19 protein-coding genes and 1 pseudogene are annotated in these 23,677 nt (G+C 39.4%); 9 read left to right on the top strand and 11 right to left on the bottom strand.

The genetic code is table 11. The features are described 5' to 3' along the window. Positions 1-77: 77 nt before the first annotated feature. The 6 genes from noc to JOD18_RS18595 form a co-directional block, all read right to left on the bottom strand. A complete protein-coding gene (noc, locus tag JOD18_RS18570; protein WP_204670619.1) occupies positions 78-938 on the bottom strand; it encodes a nucleoid occlusion protein in 861 nt (286 codons plus the stop codon). A gap of 510 nt (positions 939-1,448) precedes the next feature. Next, positions 1,449-2,162 carry a 16S rRNA (guanine(527)-N(7))-methyltransferase RsmG gene (rsmG, locus tag JOD18_RS18575; RefSeq protein WP_204670620.1) on the bottom strand — a complete coding sequence of 238 codons (714 nt, stop codon included), beginning with the start codon at positions 2,160-2,162 and terminating at the stop codon, positions 1,449-1,451. 16 nt (positions 2,163-2,178) lie between these two features. Further along, on the bottom strand, positions 2,179-4,071 hold the full coding sequence (gene mnmG / locus JOD18_RS18580; protein WP_204670621.1) for a tRNA uridine-5-carboxymethylaminomethyl(34) synthesis enzyme MnmG: 1,893 nt from the start codon (positions 4,069-4,071) through the stop codon (positions 2,179-2,181). 35 nt (positions 4,072-4,106) lie between these two features. Further along, entirely contained in the window at positions 4,107-5,483 is a 1,377-nt protein-coding gene (mnmE, locus tag JOD18_RS18585) for a tRNA uridine-5-carboxymethylaminomethyl(34) synthesis GTPase MnmE (protein ID WP_204670622.1), read from the bottom strand. 504 nt (positions 5,484-5,987) lie between these two features. Continuing rightward, a complete protein-coding gene (locus JOD18_RS18590; protein WP_204670623.1) occupies positions 5,988-8,288 on the bottom strand; it encodes a glycoside hydrolase family 3 N-terminal domain-containing protein in 2,301 nt (766 codons plus the stop codon). Positions 8,289-8,369: 81 nt separating this feature from the next. Further along, positions 8,370-8,666, bottom strand: coding sequence for a DUF3502 domain-containing protein (locus JOD18_RS18595; protein ID WP_204670624.1), 297 nt, complete (start codon positions 8,664-8,666; stop codon positions 8,370-8,372). On the opposite strand from JOD18_RS18595, the pseudogene JOD18_RS18600 reads away from it, so the two are divergent. After that, a pseudogene (locus tag JOD18_RS18600) lies at positions 8,659-9,114 on the top strand (carbohydrate ABC transporter permease); the annotation flags it as partial. The gene JOD18_RS18595 and the pseudogene JOD18_RS18600 sit on opposite strands and share 8 nt — an antisense overlap. A 523-nt stretch (positions 9,115-9,637) precedes the next feature. Here the strand turns inward: JOD18_RS18600 and JOD18_RS18605 are convergent. The 5 genes from JOD18_RS18605 to rpmH form a co-directional block, all read right to left on the bottom strand. Then, positions 9,638-10,276, bottom strand: a complete 639-nt coding sequence (locus tag JOD18_RS18605; RefSeq protein WP_204670625.1) for a sugar O-acetyltransferase — start codon at positions 10,274-10,276, stop codon at positions 9,638-9,640. A gap of 180 nt (positions 10,277-10,456) precedes the next feature. Next, positions 10,457-11,074 carry an RNA-binding cell elongation regulator Jag/EloR gene (gene jag, locus JOD18_RS18610; RefSeq protein ID WP_204670626.1) on the bottom strand — a complete coding sequence of 206 codons (618 nt, stop codon included), beginning with the start codon at positions 11,072-11,074 and terminating at the stop codon, positions 10,457-10,459. Continuing rightward, a complete protein-coding gene (gene spoIIIJ, locus JOD18_RS18615) occupies positions 11,074-11,862 on the bottom strand; it encodes a YidC family membrane integrase SpoIIIJ (protein WP_204670627.1) in 789 nt (262 codons plus the stop codon). The genes jag and spoIIIJ overlap by 1 nt, the downstream gene beginning before the upstream one ends. A 150-nt stretch (positions 11,863-12,012) precedes the next feature. Next, positions 12,013-12,357: a ribonuclease P protein component gene (gene rnpA / locus JOD18_RS18620; protein ID WP_204670628.1), complete on the bottom strand. Its 345-nt coding sequence runs from the start codon at positions 12,355-12,357 to the stop codon at positions 12,013-12,015. 89 nt (positions 12,358-12,446) lie between these two features. After that, positions 12,447-12,581, bottom strand: coding sequence for a 50S ribosomal protein L34 (gene rpmH / locus JOD18_RS18625; RefSeq protein ID WP_114353920.1), 135 nt, complete (start codon positions 12,579-12,581; stop codon positions 12,447-12,449). A gap of 629 nt (positions 12,582-13,210) precedes the next feature. On the opposite strand from rpmH, the gene dnaA reads away from it, so the two are divergent. From dnaA to JOD18_RS18665, 8 genes are all read left to right on the top strand, one after another. Further along, entirely contained in the window at positions 13,211-14,563 is a 1,353-nt protein-coding gene (gene dnaA / locus JOD18_RS18630; RefSeq protein WP_204670629.1) for a chromosomal replication initiator protein DnaA, read from the top strand. 206 nt (positions 14,564-14,769) lie between these two features. Continuing rightward, positions 14,770-15,912, top strand: a complete 1,143-nt coding sequence (dnaN, locus tag JOD18_RS18635; RefSeq protein ID WP_204670630.1) for a DNA polymerase III subunit beta — start codon at positions 14,770-14,772, stop codon at positions 15,910-15,912. A 328-nt stretch (positions 15,913-16,240) separates the two neighbouring features. Further along, complete coding sequence (gene yaaA / locus JOD18_RS18640; protein WP_204670631.1) at positions 16,241-16,477, top strand: S4 domain-containing protein YaaA; 237 nt, start codon at positions 16,241-16,243, stop codon at positions 16,475-16,477. A gap of 141 nt (positions 16,478-16,618) precedes the next feature. After that, complete coding sequence (gene recF, locus JOD18_RS18645; RefSeq protein ID WP_204670632.1) at positions 16,619-17,731, top strand: DNA replication/repair protein RecF; 1,113 nt, start codon at positions 16,619-16,621, stop codon at positions 17,729-17,731. Positions 17,732-17,745: 14 nt separating this feature from the next. Then, complete coding sequence (gene remB, locus JOD18_RS18650; RefSeq protein ID WP_204670633.1) at positions 17,746-18,033, top strand: extracellular matrix regulator RemB; 288 nt, start codon at positions 17,746-17,748, stop codon at positions 18,031-18,033. 39 nt (positions 18,034-18,072) lie between these two features. Further along, positions 18,073-19,992 carry a DNA topoisomerase (ATP-hydrolyzing) subunit B gene (gene gyrB, locus JOD18_RS18655; protein WP_204670638.1) on the top strand — a complete coding sequence of 640 codons (1,920 nt, stop codon included), beginning with the start codon at positions 18,073-18,075 and terminating at the stop codon, positions 19,990-19,992. 81 nt (positions 19,993-20,073) lie between these two features. Further along, positions 20,074-22,542: a DNA gyrase subunit A gene (gene gyrA / locus JOD18_RS18660; protein WP_204670634.1), complete on the top strand. Its 2,469-nt coding sequence runs from the start codon at positions 20,074-20,076 to the stop codon at positions 22,540-22,542. A gap of 124 nt (positions 22,543-22,666) precedes the next feature. Further along, positions 22,667-23,677: HD-GYP domain-containing protein (locus JOD18_RS18665; protein WP_204670635.1), on the top strand; the 1,011-nt coding region annotated here is incomplete at its 3' end.

Raw genomic sequence — 23,677 nt, forward strand, 5'->3', positions numbered from 1 at the left:
CAATCTTTCATGTAATTAGGCCTAAGATACAAAAAAACAACCCATCTTCCTTGCTAGTAAAGATGGGCAGCGTACAGTTATTTTTTCTTAGGAATTTTGATGGTAATTTGATAGTAGTCATCATGTTCTTGTTCATTCGTTTCTAAATCAATGCCAGTATCAGAGACCATATTCAATGATTGTCTAATCGTATTCATCGCAATTCGCATGTCTTTATTGATACCCTTCAAGCGCGGTTTCTTTGGTGTCTTCTTATCTGCCAGCTGTCGTTCAATGAGGGCCTCTGTTTGCTTCACATTCAGTTCCTTTTCAATGATTTGCAGCAATATTTTTAATTGTTGTTCTTCATTTTTCAAGGCAATCAAGGCCCTTGCATGACGTTCCGTAATAGTCTTCTTTAAAATGGCCTCTTTGACCTCTTCTGGCAGCTTCAACAGCCGCATTTTATTGGCAATGGTGGATTGGCTTTTTCCTAATCGCTGTGCTAGTGCCTCTTGTGTTAAGTTATGCATCTCAATCAGCTTCTCATAGGCTGCCGCCTCTTCAATAACGGTAAGCTCCTCACGCTGTAAATTCTCAATAAGGGCTACGGAGGCCGTTTCCTTATCCGTCATCTCACGAATAATAGCAGGAACCTTGTCCCATTCTAAGCTTTTTGCAGCACGCCAGCGTCTCTCACCTGCTATGATCTCATAAGTTGCTTCCTCATTTTCTGCTTTACGTACGACAATAGGTTGTATTAAACCATGTGTATGTAAGGTTTGAGCCAACTCATTAATTTTCTCTTCGTCAAAGATAGATCGAGGCTGATAGCGGTTTGGTACTATATTATCCGTTTCAATATATATTACCTCATCTTGTAGTTTCTCGAGATCCTCTGCTGACTCTTCACTCGATTTATCCCCTAATCCAAAAATTTTACCAAATGGGTGTAACACAACAAGCACCACCTTCTTCTACTTCACATCATTCTATCATTTATCCGTAAACTAGATGATCACGCTTTCCGCGGGTATTCTTCATCTACTTACAAAATTAACAAACAAAATTAAACATACTATCTTTAACAGCTAAAAAAGAGAGAGAAACAAAAGGGAAAACTTGCTTAATAAACGAGTTAAGCAAGTAAAACGAAACCGTTAGATATTCCTCGTTTCACGTGGAACATCCTCCATCATTCAATACTTCTATTTTATCACAAAAATCTCTTAAGCGATAAAAAATCTCACTAATTTTCCATAAATATATTTCTTAGCACCTAAATAGTCCCTCTACCTTAATAAGAAATATTTCCCCTTAAAGGTTGTTCCAAAAGTCCAACAAACATGACACGGCGGATGTCGAATTTGCCTTGAGCTTTCAACGCACACGATGCGCTCGTATCGGTGTTGCAACACGATATTGCGAACTCAATCGATAATGGTCCTTTTATCAACCTTTACATATATTTATAACGGGTTCTTATTAGGGACACCTGGTTTTCTTGGATATTTCTTCGGTGTCTTACGTTTTTTATCAATAAATACAATATTTCGTTCCCCGTTATCCTCTGGCAAGGAAAAGGTTTCTAGCCTGTTCACTGCTCCTCCTAATATTTCAATGCCATCTTGTGCTTCCGTTAATTCCTCTTCTGCCTGAGAGCCCTTCATTGCAATAAACGTGCCACCTGTCCGTAATAATGGTAAACACAACTCCGATAAAACAGAAGTTCTTGCAACAGCCCTCGCCATTACCACATCAAAATAATGTCTGAATTGTTCATTCCTTCCAAACAATTCAGCCCTGTCATGGTAGAAGCTTACGCCTTCTATCCCCAGCTTAACAGCTAAATGGTTAAGAAAGGTAATCCGTTTTTGCAAGGAATCTACAATGGTTACTTGAATGTCTGGAAATAGAATTTTGAGCGGGATACTGGGGAACCCAGCCCCAGCACCCACATCACAAATATGCACTTGATTGGTAAAGTCGAAATAGAAGGCAGCGGTAATCGAATCATAGAAATGCTTGACATACACTTCTTCCTTATCGGTAATCGCTGTTAAATTCATCTTCTCGTTCCATTCCACCAAAATCTGATAGTATTGTTCAAATTGTTGTAGCTGATGATCGGTTACTTGAATGTTATGTGCTTGTATATGGGCTTGAAAGGATTGAAGATCCAATTACACCACTCCCCTACTATTCATTCGACACTTTCGCAACATTTCCTTGCTCAATATACACTAGCAAGATAGAGACATCCGCAGGATTTACCCCAGAGATTCTGGAAGCTTGACCAACTGATAATGGCCGTACTTCTTTCAATTTCTCCCTTGCTTCGGTAGCAATACCGCTAATATCATCATAATTGATATGATCTGGGATTAATTTATTTTCCATTTTTTTCATACGTTCTACTTGTTGATTGGATTTCGAAATATATCCTTCATATTTAATTTGGATTTCCACCTGTTCTTTCACATCATCGGCCAATTCCTTTTCAGCAGGAGCAACTTGTTCCATCACGGCATAGGTTACTTCTGGACGTTTCATCAGATCATACGCCAAGATACCGTCTTTCAATCTAGTTCCACCGACATCCTCCATCAATTGTTGTAATTGCTCGGTTGGTTTCAGACGAACGGTGCTTAATCGTTCTTTTTCCTCCGCAATTAAGCGTTTCTTCTCTTCAAAACGAGCAAAGCGCTCATCCGAAATCAAACCAAGTCGATGACCAATTTCTGTCAAACGCAAATCGGCATTATCATGACGCAAAAGTAAACGGTATTCTGCTCTTGAAGTCAGCAAACGATATGGTTCATTGGTTCCTTTTGTTACTAAGTCATCAATCAGTACCCCGATATAAGCCTGAGAACGATCCAAGATACATTTTTCTTGATCTAATATTTTGGCGGCGGCATTAATCCCGGCCATTAAACCTTGCGCGGCAGCCTCTTCATAACCAGATGTACCATTGATTTGCCCAGCTGTAAATAAACCATCAATCGCTTTGACTTCTAATGTTGGCCATAATTGAGTCGGTACTACAGCATCATATTCAATCGCATATCCAGCACGCATAATGTCGGCATTCTCTAAACCTGGAATAGTTTTCAAGATTTCTCGCTGAATATACTCAGGTAAAGAAGTAGATAAACCTTGGACATATACTTCTTCCGTATTACGTCCCTCTGGCTCTAGAAAGACTTGATGACGTGATTTATCATGGAAACGGACAATTTTATCTTCTACAGACGGACAATATCTTGGTCCCCTTCCTCTGACGGCTCCAGAGTACATCGCTGACAGCTTGAGATTATCATTAATCAATTGATGTGTCTCCGCATTGGTGTAGGTTAACCAGCATGGGATCTGATCCACAATTTCTTCGGTTGTTTCATAAGAAAAGTGTTGTGGATGCTCATCTCCTGGCTGAATTTCTGTCTTATCATAATCAATCGTACGATTATTCACCCTTGGTGGTGTACCTGTCTTGAAACGAACAATTTCAAAGCCTAATTCTTCTAAATTCTCTGCTAATTTAATAGTTGGGCGTTGGTTATTTGGTCCGCTCTCATAAGCAACATCACCGATTAACACACGTCCGCGCATAAAGGTTCCGGTTGTAATAATAACGGCTGGGGCGCGATAAATCCCTTTTGTTTCTGTAATAACCCCTTGGACTTTACCATCTTTGACAATTAGTTCTTCCACCATTCCTTGACGCAAGGTCAGGTTAGGTTCTTCTTCTAATAATCGTTTCATTTCTTGAATATATAACGGCTTGTCTGCTTGTGCACGTAAGGCTCTGACTGCAGGACCTTTACCGGTATTCAACATTCGCATCTGAATGTATGTTTTATCTATTACTTTCCCCATTAAACCGCCTAATGCATCGATTTCTCTAACGACGATCCCTTTTGCCGGACCTCCGATTGATGGATTACATGGCATAAAGGCGATCAAGTCTAAATTTAATGTTAATATTAATGTTTTTGCGCCGCGTTTGGCAGCGGCATGGGCGGCTTCTGCACCGGCATGGCCTGCTCCAATGACAATTACATCATATTGACCAGCTTCATAAGTTGACATGGCTGATCCTCCTTCTATCTCCTATATAATAATAGTTATTTCCCTAAACAAAACTGTGAAAACAATTGATCAATCAAACTTTCCTGTACTGTATCTCCGACTATTTCACCTAATAATTCCCATGCACGAGTAACATCAATTTGTACTAAGTCAATCGGCATACCCGCTTCCATTGCCTCTCTTGCGTCATCCAATGCCAGTAGGGTTTGGCGCAATAATTGAATATGGCGGACATTCGATACATACGTAAGATCTCCTGTATCCAACTCACCTGCAAAAAAGGTATCTGCAATCGCCGCTTCTAATGCGTCCATTCCTTTATCTTCAATCAGTGCCGTCGTAATGACCCGCTGACCGCCAGCTAACCGCTGAACTTCTTCTATATCTAACTGAGGCTCTAGATCTGTCTTATTCACAATTACAATATATTCAAGACCTGCTGCTGCCTTAAACAAGTTACGATCTTCTTCTGATAAAGGTTCACCATAATTTAATACAAGTAAGATCAAATCTGATTCTTTTAAGGCCTTATGAGAGCGTTCGACACCGATACGTTCCACAATATCTTCTGTTTCCCGAATTCCTGCTGTATCCACTAAACGCAAAGGAACACCGCGTACATTAACATATTCTTCAATAATATCTCTCGTTGTACCAGGAATATCCGTGACAATCGCCTTTGTTTCCTGAACAAAGGCGTTTAATAACGAGGATTTACCAACATTCGGCCGTCCAATAATAGCCGTTGAAATACCTTCCCGCAGAATTTTTCCTTGTTTAGCCATACTCAATAACCGTTCCACTTCTTGATATACCTCATCTGTCCGTTCCCGCAGCATTTGATGAGACATCTCTTCCACATCATCATATTCCGGGTAATCGATATTCACTTCTACATGAGCTACCGTCTCAATCAATTTCTGACGAAGATCTTGTACCAGTTTAGACAGCTTACCATCTAATTGTTTCAAAGCAACATTCATCGCCTTATCGGTCTTGGCACGAATCAAATCCATTACTGCCTCTGCTTGTGATAAATCAATTCTTCCATTTAGAAATGCCCGCTTGGTAAATTCACCTGGTTCAGCCAGACGCGCACCTTGACTCAATACATGCTCTAATAAGCGATTGACCGAGGCAAGCCCGCCGTGGCAATTAATCTCCACCACATCTTCTTTTGTAAATGTCTTCGGCGCCCGCATTACTGTAACCATTACCTCTTCAATCATTTCACCGCTAGACGGATCGGCCATTTTTCCATAATGGATGGTATGGGAATCTACTTGTGTTAGGTCTTTCCCAACAAATAGCTGATTGCTAATAGCTAGTGCCTCTTCCCCACTTAAACGCACAATAGCAATTGCACCTTCACCAATTGGCGTGGAGATAGCTGCTATGGTATCTTGTTCCACTTTTCTCACCTCCATTTTACACTTTTTTTAGGATCTATATCTAAACAATTATTTTTAGTATCACTAACTTATTAGAATATCACAAAACTATATCATTTGAAAAGATATCCACACCCAGTTTTTGTAGATTTCCTCAGAAAATTTATCCACATGTGGGTAATTCAACAACACACACCGTTAAATAGTTATCCACAAGATAGTATTTATTACACTTACATCCTGCTTAAAGTGTGTGATTTATGCAAAGACTCATTCTTTTCAGATGGTTGACTTATATCTAGGGCGTGACGTGAAATCTCTAAAGTTTGGCGCTTGGAGCTGGACATGGGTATTCTTGAATAAGAATAAACTCATGAAAATTATATATTTGCTGACCTTACAAGAAAAAGCTGTTGCAAAATGTAAATGTAGCATTTTGCAACAGCTTCTTTTTCCTATTAAAGTAACTAAATAACATAATATATGTGTACATGTAATGAGGTGTGCTCGGTACCACACGATTAACTAAATTAACTTAAGCATAATATGTTTATTTTTAATGGAATTGGTTCCAACAAATATTTTTACATTGCCGCGTTCCACTTCAAATTCCATATTGGAGTTCCAGACAGCAAGTTCGTCACTTCCTAACTGAAAGGATATTGTTTTACTTTCATCCGGCTCTAGCCATACTTTTTGAAAGCCTTTTAGCTCTAAAATCCGCCTTACAATACTAGATTCCATATCCCTTATATATAATTGAGCCACTTCTGCACCCGCTACTGAACCAGTATTCGTCACTGTTACTTTAACTTCTGCTTTTTTTCCTTTTTTCAAATCTTCGATTGATAATTCCGATTCTACAAGATGAAGATTACTATAATCAAACTTGGTATAACTCAATCCATAGCCAAATGGGTATAATGGATTCGCCTTCATATCTGTGTAGGAAAGTTCACGTCCCTGATCCTTATGGTTGTAGAAAACAGGGAGTTGTGCTGATGTATGCGGGAGAGACACAGATAATTTCCCACTCGGATTTGCTAAACCATACAACAACTCAGCTATAGCCTGACCACCTTCTTGACCAGGATACCAGCCACAAAGGACCGCATTCGAATGCTCCATCACTTCTGGGATAGCATGTGGTCTGCCTTGAATAATAACAGTAACAACCTTTGTACCTGTTGCTGCAACTTTTTTAAGCAACTCAACTTGCTTCCCGCCAAGCTGTAAATCAGCTAAATCGACTCCTTCCCCACAATCCATTTCAGTCGGAATATCCGATACAATCGCTGCTCCATTTGTATCAAAATCAATATCAAAGTTGCGTGTACTGCTTCCTCCCAGTACTACAATCGCTACGTCGGACTGTTTTGCGTAAGCAATCGCTTCATCAAACCCGGCCTCGGTTTGATCACGAATACCGCAACCCTTCGCATAAAGAATTTCTGTTTCATTGGAAGCTGCTTTTTTTATTCCAGCAAGCACCGACATCCCTTTTCCTTCAGGTTGGATAGCTGTGTAATCACCTAATTGGTTATAAATTGAATCTGCGTTTGGACCAATGACAGCAACCTTCTTCAACTGATTACTTAACGGCAGCATATTACCATCATTTTTTAGAAGTACTGCAGATTCCCTTGCTACTTGAAGATTAATTTTTTGGAACTCCTTACTTCCAACCGAATCAAGATATTTATTTTCATCCGTAAAAGGTTGGTCAAACAAACCTAACGAAAACTTTAAGTTCAATACACGACGAACAGCCCGATCGATAAAAGATTCTTCAACTTTTCCTTCTTCCACTGCTTTTTCTAACGTGGTAAAAGCAGTATCCCACAAGCTCAAATCTACTCCTGCAAACAGTGCTAAACTTGCTGCTGATTCATGATCACCTACTTGCATCAACAACCTATCAATCGCACCGCCATCAGCCATGACTATTCCGTCAAATCCCCATTCTCCTCTTAGAATGTCTGTTAAAAGTTTTGAATTTGCATGACATGGAATTCCATCTATTTCATTATAAGCAGCCATACAACCAGCTGCACCAGCGGACACCCCCGCTTTCATGCCAGGTAAGTGAATCTCTCTTAATTCCCTCTCTCCAATAGAAGCTGGACCTGCGTTAAGGCCGCCTTCTCCAGAGCCTTGAGCTGCAAAATGCTTTAATATTGCCGCAACTTTATCCGGGCCCTTCAAATCGTCATGAGACCTGCCTTGAAGACCTCGGACAGCTGCTACTGTCATTTGGGACGCTAGGTATGGATCTTCACTGAAACATTCCTCTGATCTTCCCCACCTAGGTTCACGTAATATATCTAACGTTGAAATTAAGCCAAGATGTCCGCCACGTGCTCTCACTTCTTTAGCCACGTGTCCATAAGCCTCTTCCAGAAGATCTGGATTCCAAGTGGAGCCAGCACCAATATTTGTCGGTAACATTGTCCCATCTAAAGCTTGATGACCATGCGGACACTCTTCTGAAAAAAGGACTGGAATGCCCAAGCGAGTATTCTCTATCACATATCGCTGAATCTGATTCGCTACCTTTGCATTTTGCTCAAGAGGTATCCCATTTTCATAAGTAACACCAGACCATGGATCTGATCGGAAAAGCCCGTAAAGTGCCCCCATACCATCACTAAGTGCTACTTGTTCTTTAAACTCATCTGTAAGCTCGAATCCTTCATCTGTTTTCTTATAAGCATTCCAACCAAACATTTTTTGGTTTAGCTGGCCAACCTTTTCCTTCAGGGTCATTCGCGATAACAAATCATCTACACGGTTTTCCACTGAAATTGATTTATCTTTATAATCCATCCATCATTCACTCTCCAGCATTCTATTTGATAAATAAAACCTACAGAGCAAGTAAGTAAATCTACTCTGTAGCAAGGTATGTTATTGTTGATTTGCTAACCATTCTGAAAATTGTTTTTCATACTCGGCAACCACTGCATCCAGACCAGCAGCTTTCATCTGCTCTAACGCATTAGGGAATGCCTCATCATATTCTACCATACCTAGTTTAATTGGGTAAATACTAGTTTCGAGTTCTGCTAAACTATTCGAATATTCAGTCCCTACTGCACTTGCGTCAAAGTTAAAACCCAATGTAATACTATTAACTGCGTCATCATCAACTGTTGTATGTGTTTCCACATAAGACGGATGAGTTTCAGGAGTCCATCTGCTCATTTCAATATTACTGTTTAATCCGTTTAACTTATTTCTGGTGAGAAACTTTATGAAACAAATTCCTGATTCACTTATTGAAGCCGTAAGAATCGATGGAGCAAATGATATTTATATTGCGTTTCGAATTTTCTTACCATTATGTATGCCTTTCTTGGCAGCGATTACACTGTTTTATGGAATCGCTTATTGGAATAACTGGTTCAATGCGATTATGTTAGTAGATAATCCGGATTTATATCCGCTCCAATACTTATTATTTAAGTTAAACTCGGAAATTAGTATGATTCAAGATATACAAAGTACCTCTATAGGTTCAACGGCAACACTTCCTAGTGAATCTGTAAAAATGGCAACAGCTATTGTTACAATCGGACCAATTATTTTATTTTATCCATTTTTGCAGCGTTATTTTATTAAAGGTTTATTGATTGGTTCTGTAAAGGAATAGAGGTAATTAGAGTAGGCTTCTCAGAGACGAAAGGTCTATTTTACTATAAGTGCGTATTCAAAAAGTTCGATAAAAGGACCAAGGAGTTCAAGGCGGGGTGTTTTCCGATACTCGAAGCTACAAAAAAAGAGCAATTATGAAATTGATCCACATGTGTATAATTCAACGAAAATATCTGCTTCAGCAGTTATCCACATCACTCTTTTATTCCATTTCTGTGGATATCCAAACAATATGATATTAGAAAAACCAAGAAGAGCATTTGTTCCTTTATCTTTTAGCCAAGATAGATATCCGCTACGAGAAGTCGCTTTCCGCAGGCCTGGCTTCCATACCTTCTACGGAGGTTATTTCTGAAATAGCTAATAATAGCTAGCATAGGATATACTTTCTTACCTTTTAAAAAAGTGGATGTCTACTTTGATATTGTAGACATCCACTTTTTCTGTTTTTACTAAGTTTTTGGAAACATATTGTTGGACGCATAATCGTATCTGGCCGTTACTGACTCGAATAAACGCTTCTATTCTTCAATTCGGCAATCTGCTAATATATCTGATTTAAATCGCATGCTATCCGCCTCGGTTATAGGACGAATGACCTTACACGGAACACCGGCAGCAAAGGAATTTGCTGGAATATCGTGAGTTACCACGCTTCCAGCACCAATAACACAGCCATCACCAATGGTAACACCGCCACAAACCGTTACATTGGCTGCCAGCCATACATTGCTGCCAATACTTACTGGCTTTGCGTAACATAAAGACTTAGCCTCTCCATTTTGGTCGATCATTTGTTTCCGCTCTGAAGCAATAAAGGGGTGGATTGGTGTAACAATGGTCACATTAGGTCCAAAAAGAGTATCATTTCCAATGGTAACTTTTGCATCATCTTGAACAGTTAGATTGTAATTAGCAAAGAAATGATCGCCGATTTCGGTGTGTGTTCCATAATGAAAAAAGACCGGCCCTTGCATGTAACAACCCTTCCCTACATGTCCAAGCAATTGCTTGAGTATGCTTTCACGTTCTTCTTTCTGTTCCTCGTAAGTATCGCTGTATTGACGACTTAGCTTATGAGCATGCTGTTTTATCAATCTCAATTCAGGATGTGCCGGGCTAAATAACATTCCTTTAAAAATGCGTTCTTCTTCTTTCATATTTATCAGCTCCTCATTTTCGTTTGTAATCAAATTACATGTTTATCCTTTGAAGATTATGCCCCAATCCAACCAGATAAATGAAAATCCGAACTAGTTCTAACTAACTAGTTCGGATTTTTCTAATAAACCACTTCTATCCATCATCATTCGTCTTTAGATGCTTGATTTTTAAATTTCTTATTTCGGCAGAATCACTACATAGCGGTTCGGTTCATTTCCTTGTGAATCTGTCGTAAGATCGTCACGATGCTGCAGTGCTGTGTGAATCACTTTTCGCTCATAGGATGGCATTGGGTCAATCTTCACTGGCTTACCAATTTTGATAGCCCGATCTGCCTTTTTCTCTGCCAACGAAATGAGCGTTTCTCTTCTTCTTTCACGGTAACCTTCTGCATCCACTATAACGGCATAATATTTGTCTGCATATTGCTGCATAGCTAATTGGGCTAAATACTGAATCGCATTTAATGTCTGACCGCGTTTCCCAATTAAGACGGCAATCTTTTCACCTGACAAATCTATCGTCACTTGGTTCTGATCTACTCTTGTTTCTATTTCTATATTGATATCAAATTCTGCAATAATATTCGTTATATACTTTTCCAGTTTTTCCACTGGATCTTCCTGCTTGATAACTTTGACAATCGCTGGCTTGGAGCCGAATAAACCTAGTAAACCTTTCTTACCTTCGTCTATTACTTCTACTGTCGCCTGATCCTCTGTGATGTTTAACTGCCTTAGTGCTGATTGGATCGCGTCTTCAACAGTTTGTCCCGTAGCAGTTACTTGTCTCACTATTTTTTGCCTCCTGTACTTGCCTCTTTATTGTCCATCATTGGATTTCTAATAAGCAGCGTCTGTGCTATCATAAAGATATTACCTACTACCCAGTATAGTGGTAACGCTGCAGGTAGGAAAATAGCAAATACCCCAATCATAATTGGCATTAAGTAAAGCATCATTGTCATCTGTGGCATCATCGCATTTTGTTGCATTGTTGTTCCTGCCATCATTAACTTCTGCTGCAAGAAGGTAAAACCTGCCGTTACTATGGGAAGTATAAAGAATGGATCTGGTTGTCCTAATTCAAACCATAAAAACGGGTGATCTCTTAGTTCTTCGGTTCTCATAATTGCATGATAGAATGCAATCAAGATTGGCATTTGTACAATAATCGGTAAACATCCTGCCAGCGGATTTACTCCATTTTTCTGGAACAATTCCATCGTTTCTTGCTGCAGCTTCTGCTGAGTTTGCTGATCTTTCGAACTGTATTTTTCACGAATCTCCTGCAATTGCGGCTGAATCGCCTGCATTGCCTTTGAACTTCTTAATTGCTTAATATTCAATGGTAATAAAACTAAACGAATTAAAATCGTTACAATAATAATCGATAGCCCATACCCATACTCTGCCTGAAATACTTCTGCTACATTGACCATTAACCAAGATAATGGGTAAACAAAGAAACTGTTCCAAATCCCTTCACTTTCTGAGGTAATATCTTGATCAATTTGAGTACATCCTGCTAATACAACTAACAAACTGACTAAGCCCAGTACGATTAAGAGCTTCTTACGCATCCTGATCCTCCTTAATTCTTCCACAATCACTTTTCATCGTTCCTATTCTATCATTACTAACTAATATTAGGCTAGTCATAATAAAAAAGAGGAAATCAAGTATAGGTCCTTGATCATCTACCAGGACAAGTTATACCATTTCTCGACATGTTACCGGTTAATCAACAGACCTGTCTTATACAATAAATGATTGACACTTTTTTTTATTTGATGGAAATCAATGTCTTTCGCGGGTTGTCTTGCTATAATGATTATATCATATTCTTGCTTCACATTTTTGTCTAATTCAACAAAAGCCTGTCTGATGTAGCGCTTAATTTGATTCCGCACAACGGCGTTGCCAATTTTCTTGCTCACAGATAGACCTACTCGATAATGCTTTTGTTGATCTTTATGTAAATAGTAGATAACCAGTTGTCTATTTGCAAAAGAAGCGCCCTTCTTAAATACCTCTTGAAATTCCTTATCCTTCTTAATTCGCCATTCCTTCTTCATTCTATCGCGCGCCTCCAAAAAAATGGTTTCCATGCATGTTAATTCAATTATATCATACATGGAAAAAGACCACTGAGTCTGTCAGTGGCCTATGCAGATAATACTTTTCTACCTTTCTTACGACGACGAGCAAGTACGTTGCGTCCATTTTTTGTGCTCATACGCGCACGAAATCCATGAACTTTCTTGCGCTTACGGTTATTTGGTTGAAATGTACGTTTCATATATATGCACCTCCCTGAGGAATCTAATAAAATTCAATTAAAATTCAATCGTTTAGACAGTCTTACCTATTATATGTATAAACAATCCTCATGTCAATGCCTAATTGAGAAAAACTTGACACTTGAAAAGCCCGATAGTATATCCCATTCATTGTTATTCCGCTATCCATTTACTTTACGTTGATTCTGTATTTTCATATTGTACATAACCCTAAATCTGTTATACAACAATATTCAGCTTAATCTGTTATGATACAGACAAATGTGGATAACTATCCAAACAAAAAATGAGTTTTCCTTATTTTTATCGACAAAATATTCACATAATCAGAACCTGTGCGGGAAAACTGTGCAGTGGTTGTCGAACTTGTGGATAACTATCCGAAATGCATTGCAATTTTCGCTTATATTTGATATTATATTTGTGTTTTAATCTGTGCACAAGTAAAACCTATAAATACCTTTATCCACAGATTGTGGATAGTCTGTGGACAATTATTCACATTATGTTTATTAGTTTATACACAACTTTGTGGAAAACTTAATTATTAGGTTTTCCGCTTTTTTGTCAATGGATAACTATCCACAGGATATAAAGCAGGAAAATGATTGAAAGGAGGGAACATTGCATGGAGAATATCGAGGAGTTATGGAACAATACGCTCAGCTTAATTAAAGACAGAGTGAGTCAGCCCAGCTATGATACTTGGCTGAAAAATACGTCTGTGGCAGAACTGTTGGATGAAACGATTATTATTTCGGCACCAAATGAATTTACACGTGACTGGCTGGATTCCAAATATACCTCTATTATTGCAGAAGCGTTATATCAAGTAACAGGTGCCAAACTGGCAGTGAAATTTATTATTCCTGAAAATGCTGATCCAATGGACAAAGAAATGACACAAGTAAAGAAAAAACCGGCTGCTGTACCAAATAACAATGAATTGTCGGCCAAATCGATGCTGAATGACAAATATACCTTTGAGACATTTGTTATTGGATCTGGGAACCGCTTTGCTCATGCTGCTTCCTTAGCCGTAGCAGAAGCTCCCGCCAAGGCTTACAACCCTTTATTCATTTATGGTGGTGTAGGACTGGGCAAAACACACTTGATGCATGCGATTGGTCATTATGTACTGGAACATAACCCAGAGGCCAAGGTCGTCTATTTATCTTCAGAAAAATTCACCAATGAATTCATTAATTCTATTCGTGATAATAAAACAGTGAACTTTCGGAATAAATATCGAAATGTAGATGTGCTGTTAATTGATGATATTCAATTTCTGGCCGGAAAAGAACAAACACAAGAGGAATTTTTCCATACTTTTAATACCTTACATGAAGAAAACAAACAGATTATTATTTCCAGTGACCGGCCGCCTAAAGAAATTCCGACCTTAGAAGATCGGCTGCGCTCCCGTTTTGAATGGGGATTAATTACAGATATTACTCCGCCAGATCTAGAAACACGGATCGCTATTCTGAGGAAAAAGGCAAAGGCAGAAGGGTTAGATATCCCTAATGAAGTGATGCTCTATATTGCCAACCAAATTGACACAAACATTCGTGAGCTGGAAGGAGCTTTAATCCGCGTCGTGGCTTATTCTTCTTTGATTAACCAAGATATTGATGCCTCGCTTGCGGCAGAAGCTTTGAAAGACATTATTCCAACATCAAGACCAAGAGTCATCACCATTCCTCATATCCAAGAGGAAGTCGGCAAACGCTATAATGTAAAATTAGAAGAGTTTTCAGCAAAGAAACGAACAAAATCGATTGCATTTCCTCGACAAATCGCGATGTATTTATCCCGTGAATTAACAGATTTCTCTTTACCAAAAATCGGGGAAGAATTTGGCGGAAGAGATCATACAACTGTGATCCATGCCCATGAAAAAATCTCTAAACTATTGGGAACAGATGAACTATTATCAAAAGAAATTGAAGAAATTAAAGAACAGCTTAAATCGATGTAAATCTGATAAGTAGAAAAATAGTGTTGACGAAAGGTTGTGAATATTGTGGATAACTGAGGCATACCTGCGAACAAGTTATGCACATCTGGATAACTTTTATAAAAAAGCACTCTTTTGACTTATCCACATATTCACAAGCCCTATTACTATTGTTACTATTTTTTTATATTAATTAATAATAAATATATTCCTCAAGGAGGATAAGCATGAAAATTGTAATAAACCGAAACAAGCTAATGGAAAGTATTCAACACGTAATGAAGGCTATTTCTTCGAAAACCGCTATTCCAATCTTAGCTGGTTTAAAGATACAAGCCACAAACAACGGAGTGACACTTACTGGAAGTGACTCTGATATTACGATTGAATCATTTATTCCTATCGAGGAAGAGGGCATTCAATTTATAGACGAATTGGAACAAGGCGAAATTATTGCACATGCCAAATACTTTCCGGAAATCATTAGAAAACTGCCTTCCGACACAGTCAAGATTGAAGTAGATGAACAATTGCAAATAACGATTCAATCAGGACATGCTGAATTCCACCTAAATGGTCAAGATGCGGAAGAATATCCATCAGTAGCCCAAATTGAATCAGAGTCAAACTTTGAATTATCGATTCCATTATTAAAAACAATGATCAAGCAAACCGTATTTGCTGTATCCACATCAGAAACACGCCCGATCTTAACCGGGGTAAACCTGAAGGTAGAAGATGAACATATTCATTTTGTCGCAACGGACAGCCACCGTCTGGCAGCCAGCAAATTACCGTTAACTGAGGATATAGGGGCGTTTCCATTTGACCAAGTAGTTATACCGGGGAAAAGTCTAAATGAATTAAGTAAGATTCTTGCCGATACTGATGAGAAAATTCAAATTAGTATCAGTTCCAACCAAATTGCTTTTCAAACAGAAAACTTATATTTCCTATCCCGCTTATTGGATGGCAAATATCCAGAAACATCCCGGTTAATTCCAGAAGATACCCAAACGGTGATTCAAGCAGATACAAAGGCCTTGCTACAAGCAGTAGATCGTGCTTCTTTACTGGCCAAAGATAATCACAATAATGTAATCCGCTTGAACATATTGAACGATAAAACGATCGAAATCTCTAGTAATTCCCCTGAAATAGGGAAGGTAGAGGAAGAAATTACCGTTACTAGTATTGAGGGAGAGGATTTGAAAATCTCCTTCAGTTCTAAATATATGATTGATGCATTGAAAATCATGGAAACAGAACAAGTACGGATTGAGTTTACTGGTGCGATGCGGCCATTTATTATTAAGCCGACCGAACATGATCAAATTCTCCAGTTGATCCTGCCTGTCCGTACGTTTTAATGAAAAAGCAATAGAATGGGATACATATAGTATAGGGCAGCACCGCCCTATACTATTTTTATTGCTTGGACTGACAAGTTAAACTACTAATTCTATTTGATCGGATTTGTCGTTTTTCGTAAAAATTAGGACATTTTTTTTCTCGAATGGTGAAATGTTCGGCTTTTCAGAGAAATTAGCTTGCTTTCCTTTTCTAATCTGCAAATGTTTAGTAAAATAGATAGAAGGGCTATACTAGTACCACTACCTTGATACAAAAAATCTGTTTGAACTGGAAGGCTATTATACATAGGGATCACCCTTATGTAAGAAAAGAAGGTGAAAGCTGATGAAAGAAACCATCCACATTTCCACAGAGTATATTCCACTAGGACAATTCTTGAAATTAGCCAACATACTAGAGTCAGGCGGTATGATTAAAGTCTTTCTTCAAGAGAATGGTGTCTATGTCAATGATGAACTAGAGACACGAAGGGGAAGAAAACTTTATCCAGGCGATATGGTCTATGTAGAGGATGCTGGTACGTTCGTGGTCGAAAGTCTGGAAGAAGATGTTCAAAAATGATGCATTGAATTTTCGGCGCACACGATGTGCTAGTATCGGTGTTGCAACAAGATGTTGCGAACTTAACCGATGCTGGTCATTTTTATCAGATTTTTTGAACACGCATTGGAAAAAGAAGCATAAATTCGAAAGGGAATTCGAATGTATATAGAACAATTACGTTTAACTAATTATCGCAATTATCAAGACTTAACCGTTACTTTTGACGATAAAATTAATGTCATCATTGGTGAGAATGCCCAAGGGAAAACAAATCTAATGGAAGCTGTCTATACGTTAGCTTTCTCTAAATCCCACCGTACAACAAAAGATAAAGAATTAATTCAATGGGATCAAAACTATGCTAAAATAGAAGGTAGTATTGTAAAAAGGACACAAACCATCCCATTAGAAATTCAGATTACCAATAAAGGCAAGAAAGCCAAATTAAATCATCTTGAACAAAAGCGTCTTAGTGATTATATAGGTTCTCTAAACATTGTTATGTTTGCCCCGGAGGATTTAAACCTTGTCAAAGGGAGCCCGCAGATTAGAAGACGTTTTGTTGATATGGAAATTGGCCAGATTCAACCTGTTTATATTTACCATCTTGGCCAATATATGAAAATACTGAAGCAGCGCAATCATTTGTTGAAGCAAATGCAGAGACGTAAGACTGAGGATCCTATTATGCTGCGAGTTTTGACAGATCAAATGATCATACATGCAGCTGTTATTCTGGAGAAACGCTTTTTATTTATGCAGCGCTTAAGAGATTGGGCCAATCAGATACATAAGGGAATAAGCAGAGAATTGGAGGACTTAGATCTTCAATATGCTGCTACCGTCGATGTATCAGAACAGGATAATAGAGAAACAATAGGAGTAACCTTACGTGAAGCTTTTGAACATGTGGAACAAAAGGAAATAGAGCGTGGTACAACATTAATTGGCCCGCATCGAGACGATGTTGTTTTTTTTGTGAACGGCAAGAATGTCCAAACTTATGGTTCACAAGGACAGCAGCGTACTACAGCATTATCACTGAAGCTGGCGGAAATTGAACTGATCTATCAAGAGATTAAAGAATATCCGGTACTGCTTTTAGATGATGTATTAAGTGAATTAGACGATTACCGTCAATCCCATCTATTAGACACCATTGAAGGAAAAGTCCAAACCTTCATATCTACCACCAGTGTCGATGGTATCCATCATCAGCAGCTAGATAAAGCAGAAATATTTAGAATCAAAAATGGACAAATAATCGAGTAAAAAGTAGGGATTACATGTTTATTCATATTGGAGATGATCAAGTGATTCAGTCACAGGATGTAATCGGAATTATTGATTATAACTTAGTCTCATCTTCGACGATTAACGAGGAGATGCTACAGCAGCTGAAGCAGAAGGATCAAGTCATTGTAGCAGATGAGGAGCTTACCAAAGCTGTGGTAATCACTGCTGATAAAGTGTACTATAGTCCGCTGTCTGTACTGACACTGAAGAAAAGGACAAGTATGATTTCTACCATTAGTCGACTCGAGGATTATACGGATACTAGTGAGGAAGAATAGAGATTATTAATGAGAGAGATGTAGGTGATTAGATTGACAATGGAAGAGAATACGCCACTAGAACAATCTTATGAAGCAGACCAGATTCAAGTATTGGAAGGATTGGAAGCCGTCCGTAAACGACCTGGTATGTATATTGGTTCTACCAATGAAAAAGGATTGCACCATCTTGTTTGGGAAATAGTGGATAACAGTATTGATGAGGCTTTGGCTGGTTATTGCGATCATATCAAGGTATTCATTGAGGAGGATAATAGTATTACAGTCTCCGATAATGGCCGTGGTATCCCGGTAGGTTTGCATGAGAAAACCGGGCGTCCTGCGGTAGAAACCATTATGACGGTACTGCATGCCGGGGGTAAGTTTGGCGGCGGCGGTTATAAGGTATCTGGTGGGCTCCATGGTGTGGGGGCTTCTGTCGTTAATGCATTATCTACGAAACTGGAAGTATTCGTACACCGTGACGGTAAAATACATTACATCAGCTTTCATCGCGGTAAGCCAAATAATGACCTGCATATCATTGGTGACACTGATATTACAGGTACAAAAACACATTTTATTCCTGATCCGGAAATTTTTACAGAAACAACGGAATTTAATTATGAAACACTTGCTACTCGTTTACGTGAATTAGCCTTTTTGAACAAAGGACTGACCATCTCTATTCAAGATAAACGAGAAGACAAGGAACCGGAAACCTTTTTCTATGAAGGTGGTATTCGTTCTTATGTGGAGCACTTGAATCGTTCGAAAGAAGTACTGCATGAACCTTTCTATGCGGAGAAGGAAGAAGAGAATATCCAAGTAGAAGTAGCACTTCAATATAACGATGGGTTTGCCAGCAATATTTACTCCTTTGCGAATAATATTAATACCCATGAAGGCGGAACACATGAATCTGGTTTTAAGACTGGTTTAACTCGTGTCATTAATGACTATGCACGAAAAAATAACTTGTTTAAGGAAGCAGATCCTAATTTGACCGGTGATGATGTGCGAGAGGGATTGACCGCGATTATTTCCGTGAAACACCCTAATCCGCAATTTGAAGGGCAAACCAAAACAAAGCTGGGTAACAGTGAAGCAAGAACGATTACAGATTCTGCCTTTAGTGAAATGTTTTCCAAATTTTTATTTGAAAATCCTAATGCAGCCCGCATCATTGTTGAGAAGGGATTAATGGCCTCAAGAGCACGAATGGCGGCCAAAAAGGCTCGTGAATTAACCCGTCGTAAAGGCGCTTTAGAGGTTTCACATCTGCCTGGTAAATTGGCAGACTGTTCTTCTCGTGATGCAGCAATTAGTGAATTGTATATCGTAGAGGGTGACTCTGCGGGCGGATCTGCCAAACAAGGCCGGGATCGTCATTTCCAAGCGATTCTGCCGTTGCGCGGAAAGGTATTGAACGTCGAAAAGGCTCGTCTGGATAAAATATTGTCTAATAATGAGATTCGTTCGATTATTACAGCTCTAGGAACCGGGATTGGTGAAGAATTTGATATTACTAAAGCCCGTTATCATAAAATTGTTATTATGACGGATGCCGATGTCGATGGTGCTCATATTAGAACTCTGTTATTAACGTTCTTGTATCGTTTTATGCGGCCATTAATCGATCACGGCTATATATATATTGCCCAACCGCCTCTTTATCAGATTAAACAAGGAAAAGCGGTGCATTACACTTATTCTGACCGGGAACTGGATGCACTGCTGAAAGAAATGCCAGCTCAGCCAAAGCCAGGTATTCAGCGCTATAAAGGACTTGGGGAAATGAATGCAACCCAGCTTTGGGAAACGACGATGGACCCAGACCAGCGTACGTTGCTCCAAGTTCATCTGGAAGACGCAATGGAAGCGGATCTTATCTTTGATATGCTAATGGGGGATAAGGTCGAACCACGACGGAACTTTATTCAGGATAATGCGGTGTATGTAAAGAATTTAGATATTTAATCAATCAATTTTTTTACATCATGATGTTTTTCAATAGATCGTTCACTTCTTCCTGCAGTGAAATATAGGAGGTAATTTAATATGGTGGATCATAATCGTCCACAAGTTCAAGAAATAAATATAGGACAAGAAATGCGTACATCGTTTTTAGACTATGCTATGAGTGTTATTGTTTCTCGTGCCTTACCAGATGTACGTGACGGTATGAAACCAGTACACAGAAGGATTTTATATGCCCTGAATGATCAAGGGATGCATGCAGATAAGGCATATAAGAAATCAGCTCGTATCGTTGGGGATGTTATTGGTAAGTATCACCCTCATGGTGATTCAGCTGTGTACGATGCCATGGTGCGGATGGCACAGGATTTCAGTTACCGTTACATGCTGGTAGACGGTCACGGGAACTTTGGTTCTGTCGATGGTGACCCGCCAGCAGCTATGCGTTATACCGAGGCAAGGATGTCGAAAATTTCGATGGAAATGCTCCGGGATATTCAGAAAGATACGATCGATTATATGGATAACTATGATGGATCCGAGCGGGAGCCAAAAGTATTACCGGCAAAGTTCCCGAATCTATTAGTAAATGGAGCTTCCGGGATTGCGGTAGGTATGGCGACAAATATCCCGCCTCATCATTTAGGTGAGACAATTGATGCTATCTTGGCATTGAGCCACCAGCCTGACATTGAAATTCACGAATTAATGGATGAATATATTCAAGGCCCGGATTTCCCTACGGCAGGGCAAATTCTAGGCAGAAGTGGTATTCGAAAGGCGTATGAGACTGGGAAAGGCTCGATTACCATCCGTGCTAAGACAGAGATTGAGGAACAAGCCAATGGTAAGGCTAGAATTCTTGTTTCCGAGATTCCTTATCAGGTCAATAAAGCAAAGTTGATTGAGAAGATTGCTGAATTGGCACGAGATAAACGTATTGACGGTATTACTGACTTACGTGATGAATCGGATCGTAACGGGATGCGGATTGTGATTGAATTACGTCGGGATGCTAATCCGAATGTAGTATTAAATAATCTGTATAAGCATACATCTCTGCAGACCTCTTTCGGGATTAATATGCTGGCATTAGTAGATGGACAGCCGAAGGTATTAAACCTCAAACAGTGCTTAGAGCACTACTTAAATCACCAGAAGGAGATCATTATCCGTCGTACACAATATGATTTGAATAAGGCAGAGGCAAGAGCCCATATTTTAGAAGGGTTACGTGTGGCATTAGATCATATTGATGCTATCATTACGCTTATCCGTCAGTCACAGACAACAGATATTGCCCGTGACGGTTTAATGACGCAATTCAATCTATCAGAGAAACAGGCACAGGCCATTTTAGATATGCGTTTACAGCGTTTGACCGGTTTGGAACGTGAAAAAATTGAGGAAGAATACAAACAAATTATGGCGCTGATCGATGAATTGAAGGAAATTTTAGCGAATGAAGAGAAAATTCTCGAGATCATTCGTGAAGAACTTACTGAAATCAAGGAAAAATATAGTGATGAGCGTCGTACCGAAATTATGACAAGCGGTATTGACTTAATTGAAAATGAAGATTTAATTCCGGAAGAGAACATTGTAGTATCTGTTACACATCGCGGTTATATCAAGCGTCTGCCTGCATCTACTTACCGTGCACAGCGCCGCGGCGGCCGGGGTATACAGGGAATGGGAACAAATGAGGATGATTTCATCGAACATCTAGTTTCTTGTTCAACGCATGATACTGTCCTTTTCTTCTCTAATAAAGGAAAAGTATATCGCTCAAAAGGGTACGAAATTCCAGAATTCAACCGTACTGCCAAGGGAATTCCGATTATTAATCTATTAGAAGTGGAGCAAGGGGAATGGATTAATGCCGTTATTCCTGTCAGTGAATACCATGAAGATTGGTATCTCACCTTTACAACAAAATATGGTATTGCGAAGCGTACAGCATTATCGCAGTTTACGAATATCCGTAAAGGCGGCTTGATTGCTTTGCATTTACGGGATAATGATGAATTAATCTCTGTGCGTCTGACAGATGGTACTAAGGATATCTTGATTGGGACGAAGAATGGTTATGTCATTCGCTTTGAAGAGGATCAGATTCGTTCTATGGGACGTACAGCAGCAGGTGTGAAGGGGATTTCCTTGCGGGACGATGATGAAGTCGTATCGATGGAAATTATTGAAGAATCACAGCACGTCTTAAACGTAACAGAGAATGGCTATGGAAAACGAACACCAGTGGAAGATTATCGCCGAACTAATCGTGGCGGTAAAGGTATTTTTACATGTAATATTACAGAGAAAACAGGTTCGGTTGTTGCTGTCAAAGTTGTAACAGATGAAGAGGATATTATGATTATGACGGTTTCTGGTGTACTGATTCGAATGCAGGTAGAAGGTATCTCTATTACAGGTAGAAATACACAAGGTGTCCGGCTCATTCGTTTGCAAGAGGATGAGAAGGTGGCAACTGTAGCTAAAGTGGACAGTGAAGAAGAAATAGAAGAACACGAGGAAGAAGAAACAGAATAAAGCAGAACTTGCCAGGTTGCCCGTTTCCGTTCTCTCCGCTTCAGCCTTTTGGCAAACAGCGAAATCCTGAAGCGCGAGTCTACAGATGACTGCACCGAAATAAAATCCATTAGGGGGGAGCATTTTGCTGGTACATCCCAATCAACTGCAAGCTGGTTGCGTGATGATCAAATCTGTTCATGGATTAACTAATCACCCAATTATTGAACAGAAAACGGTCATTTCAGAAAAACATATTAAAGTATTGCAGCACTTTGATATTGACGTGGTGGAAGTAGCAGATAAACTGGCTTCAGGAAAACCATTTGTTCCAAAGCAACACTTACGCCGTCAACCAGCAAACAAGCCTAAATCGCTCAGTTTTGCCGGTTTGTATATGGAAACAGTGGAAGAATATAAGGCCTTGTTTCAGGGGTGGCAGGGCGGTATAGCAATGGATATACCTAAGGTTCGGAATGTATTAACCCCATTGTGGAAATATGTAGCACAAAAAAACTTGGATATTTTAGCCTTAACCGAATTTTCCACTAAACAGGACTATATCTATCATCATGGCGTAAGTGTAGCTATTCTGGCCGCTTATTTGAGTCAGCGCTTAGGTTATCAGCGATCTGCTTTTCAAATAGGTGTCGCTGGTCTTGTAATGGACAGCGGGATGGCGAGGCTGAATAATCCATGGTTTACTAAAGGAGAGCCGTTGAGCAAGGTGCAGTATAACGCTATTAAGGAACATCCCGTCTTATCTTACAGGATGATCGAAAATCAGTCGTTTATGTCATCGGAAATGAAATTGGCAATTGTCCAGCACCATGAACGTCTAGATGGGAGCGGCTATCCGACAGGTGTCAAAGGAAAGATGGTCCATCCGATCTCACAAATACTGGCAATTGCAGATATATACCATGCCATGACCGTAGATCGTGCCTACCAAGAGAAACAATCACCATTTCAGGTATTGGATGAAATCATTCAAATGCAGTATCATCAGCTCGATTTTAAGGTGGTACAGGCTTTTATCAGCTTATTTACAAGCCAGCTGAGAGGTAAGCAGGTTATGCTTTCTAATGAGGAACAGGCGGAAATTGTGTATTTCCAACCTACTGCACCATCGAGGCCGCTTGTCCGACTGATAAAT

Source organism: Gracilibacillus alcaliphilus (genome assembly GCF_016909015.1).
GTDB lineage: Bacteria > Bacillota > Bacilli > Bacillales > Amphibacillaceae > Gracilibacillus > Gracilibacillus alcaliphilus.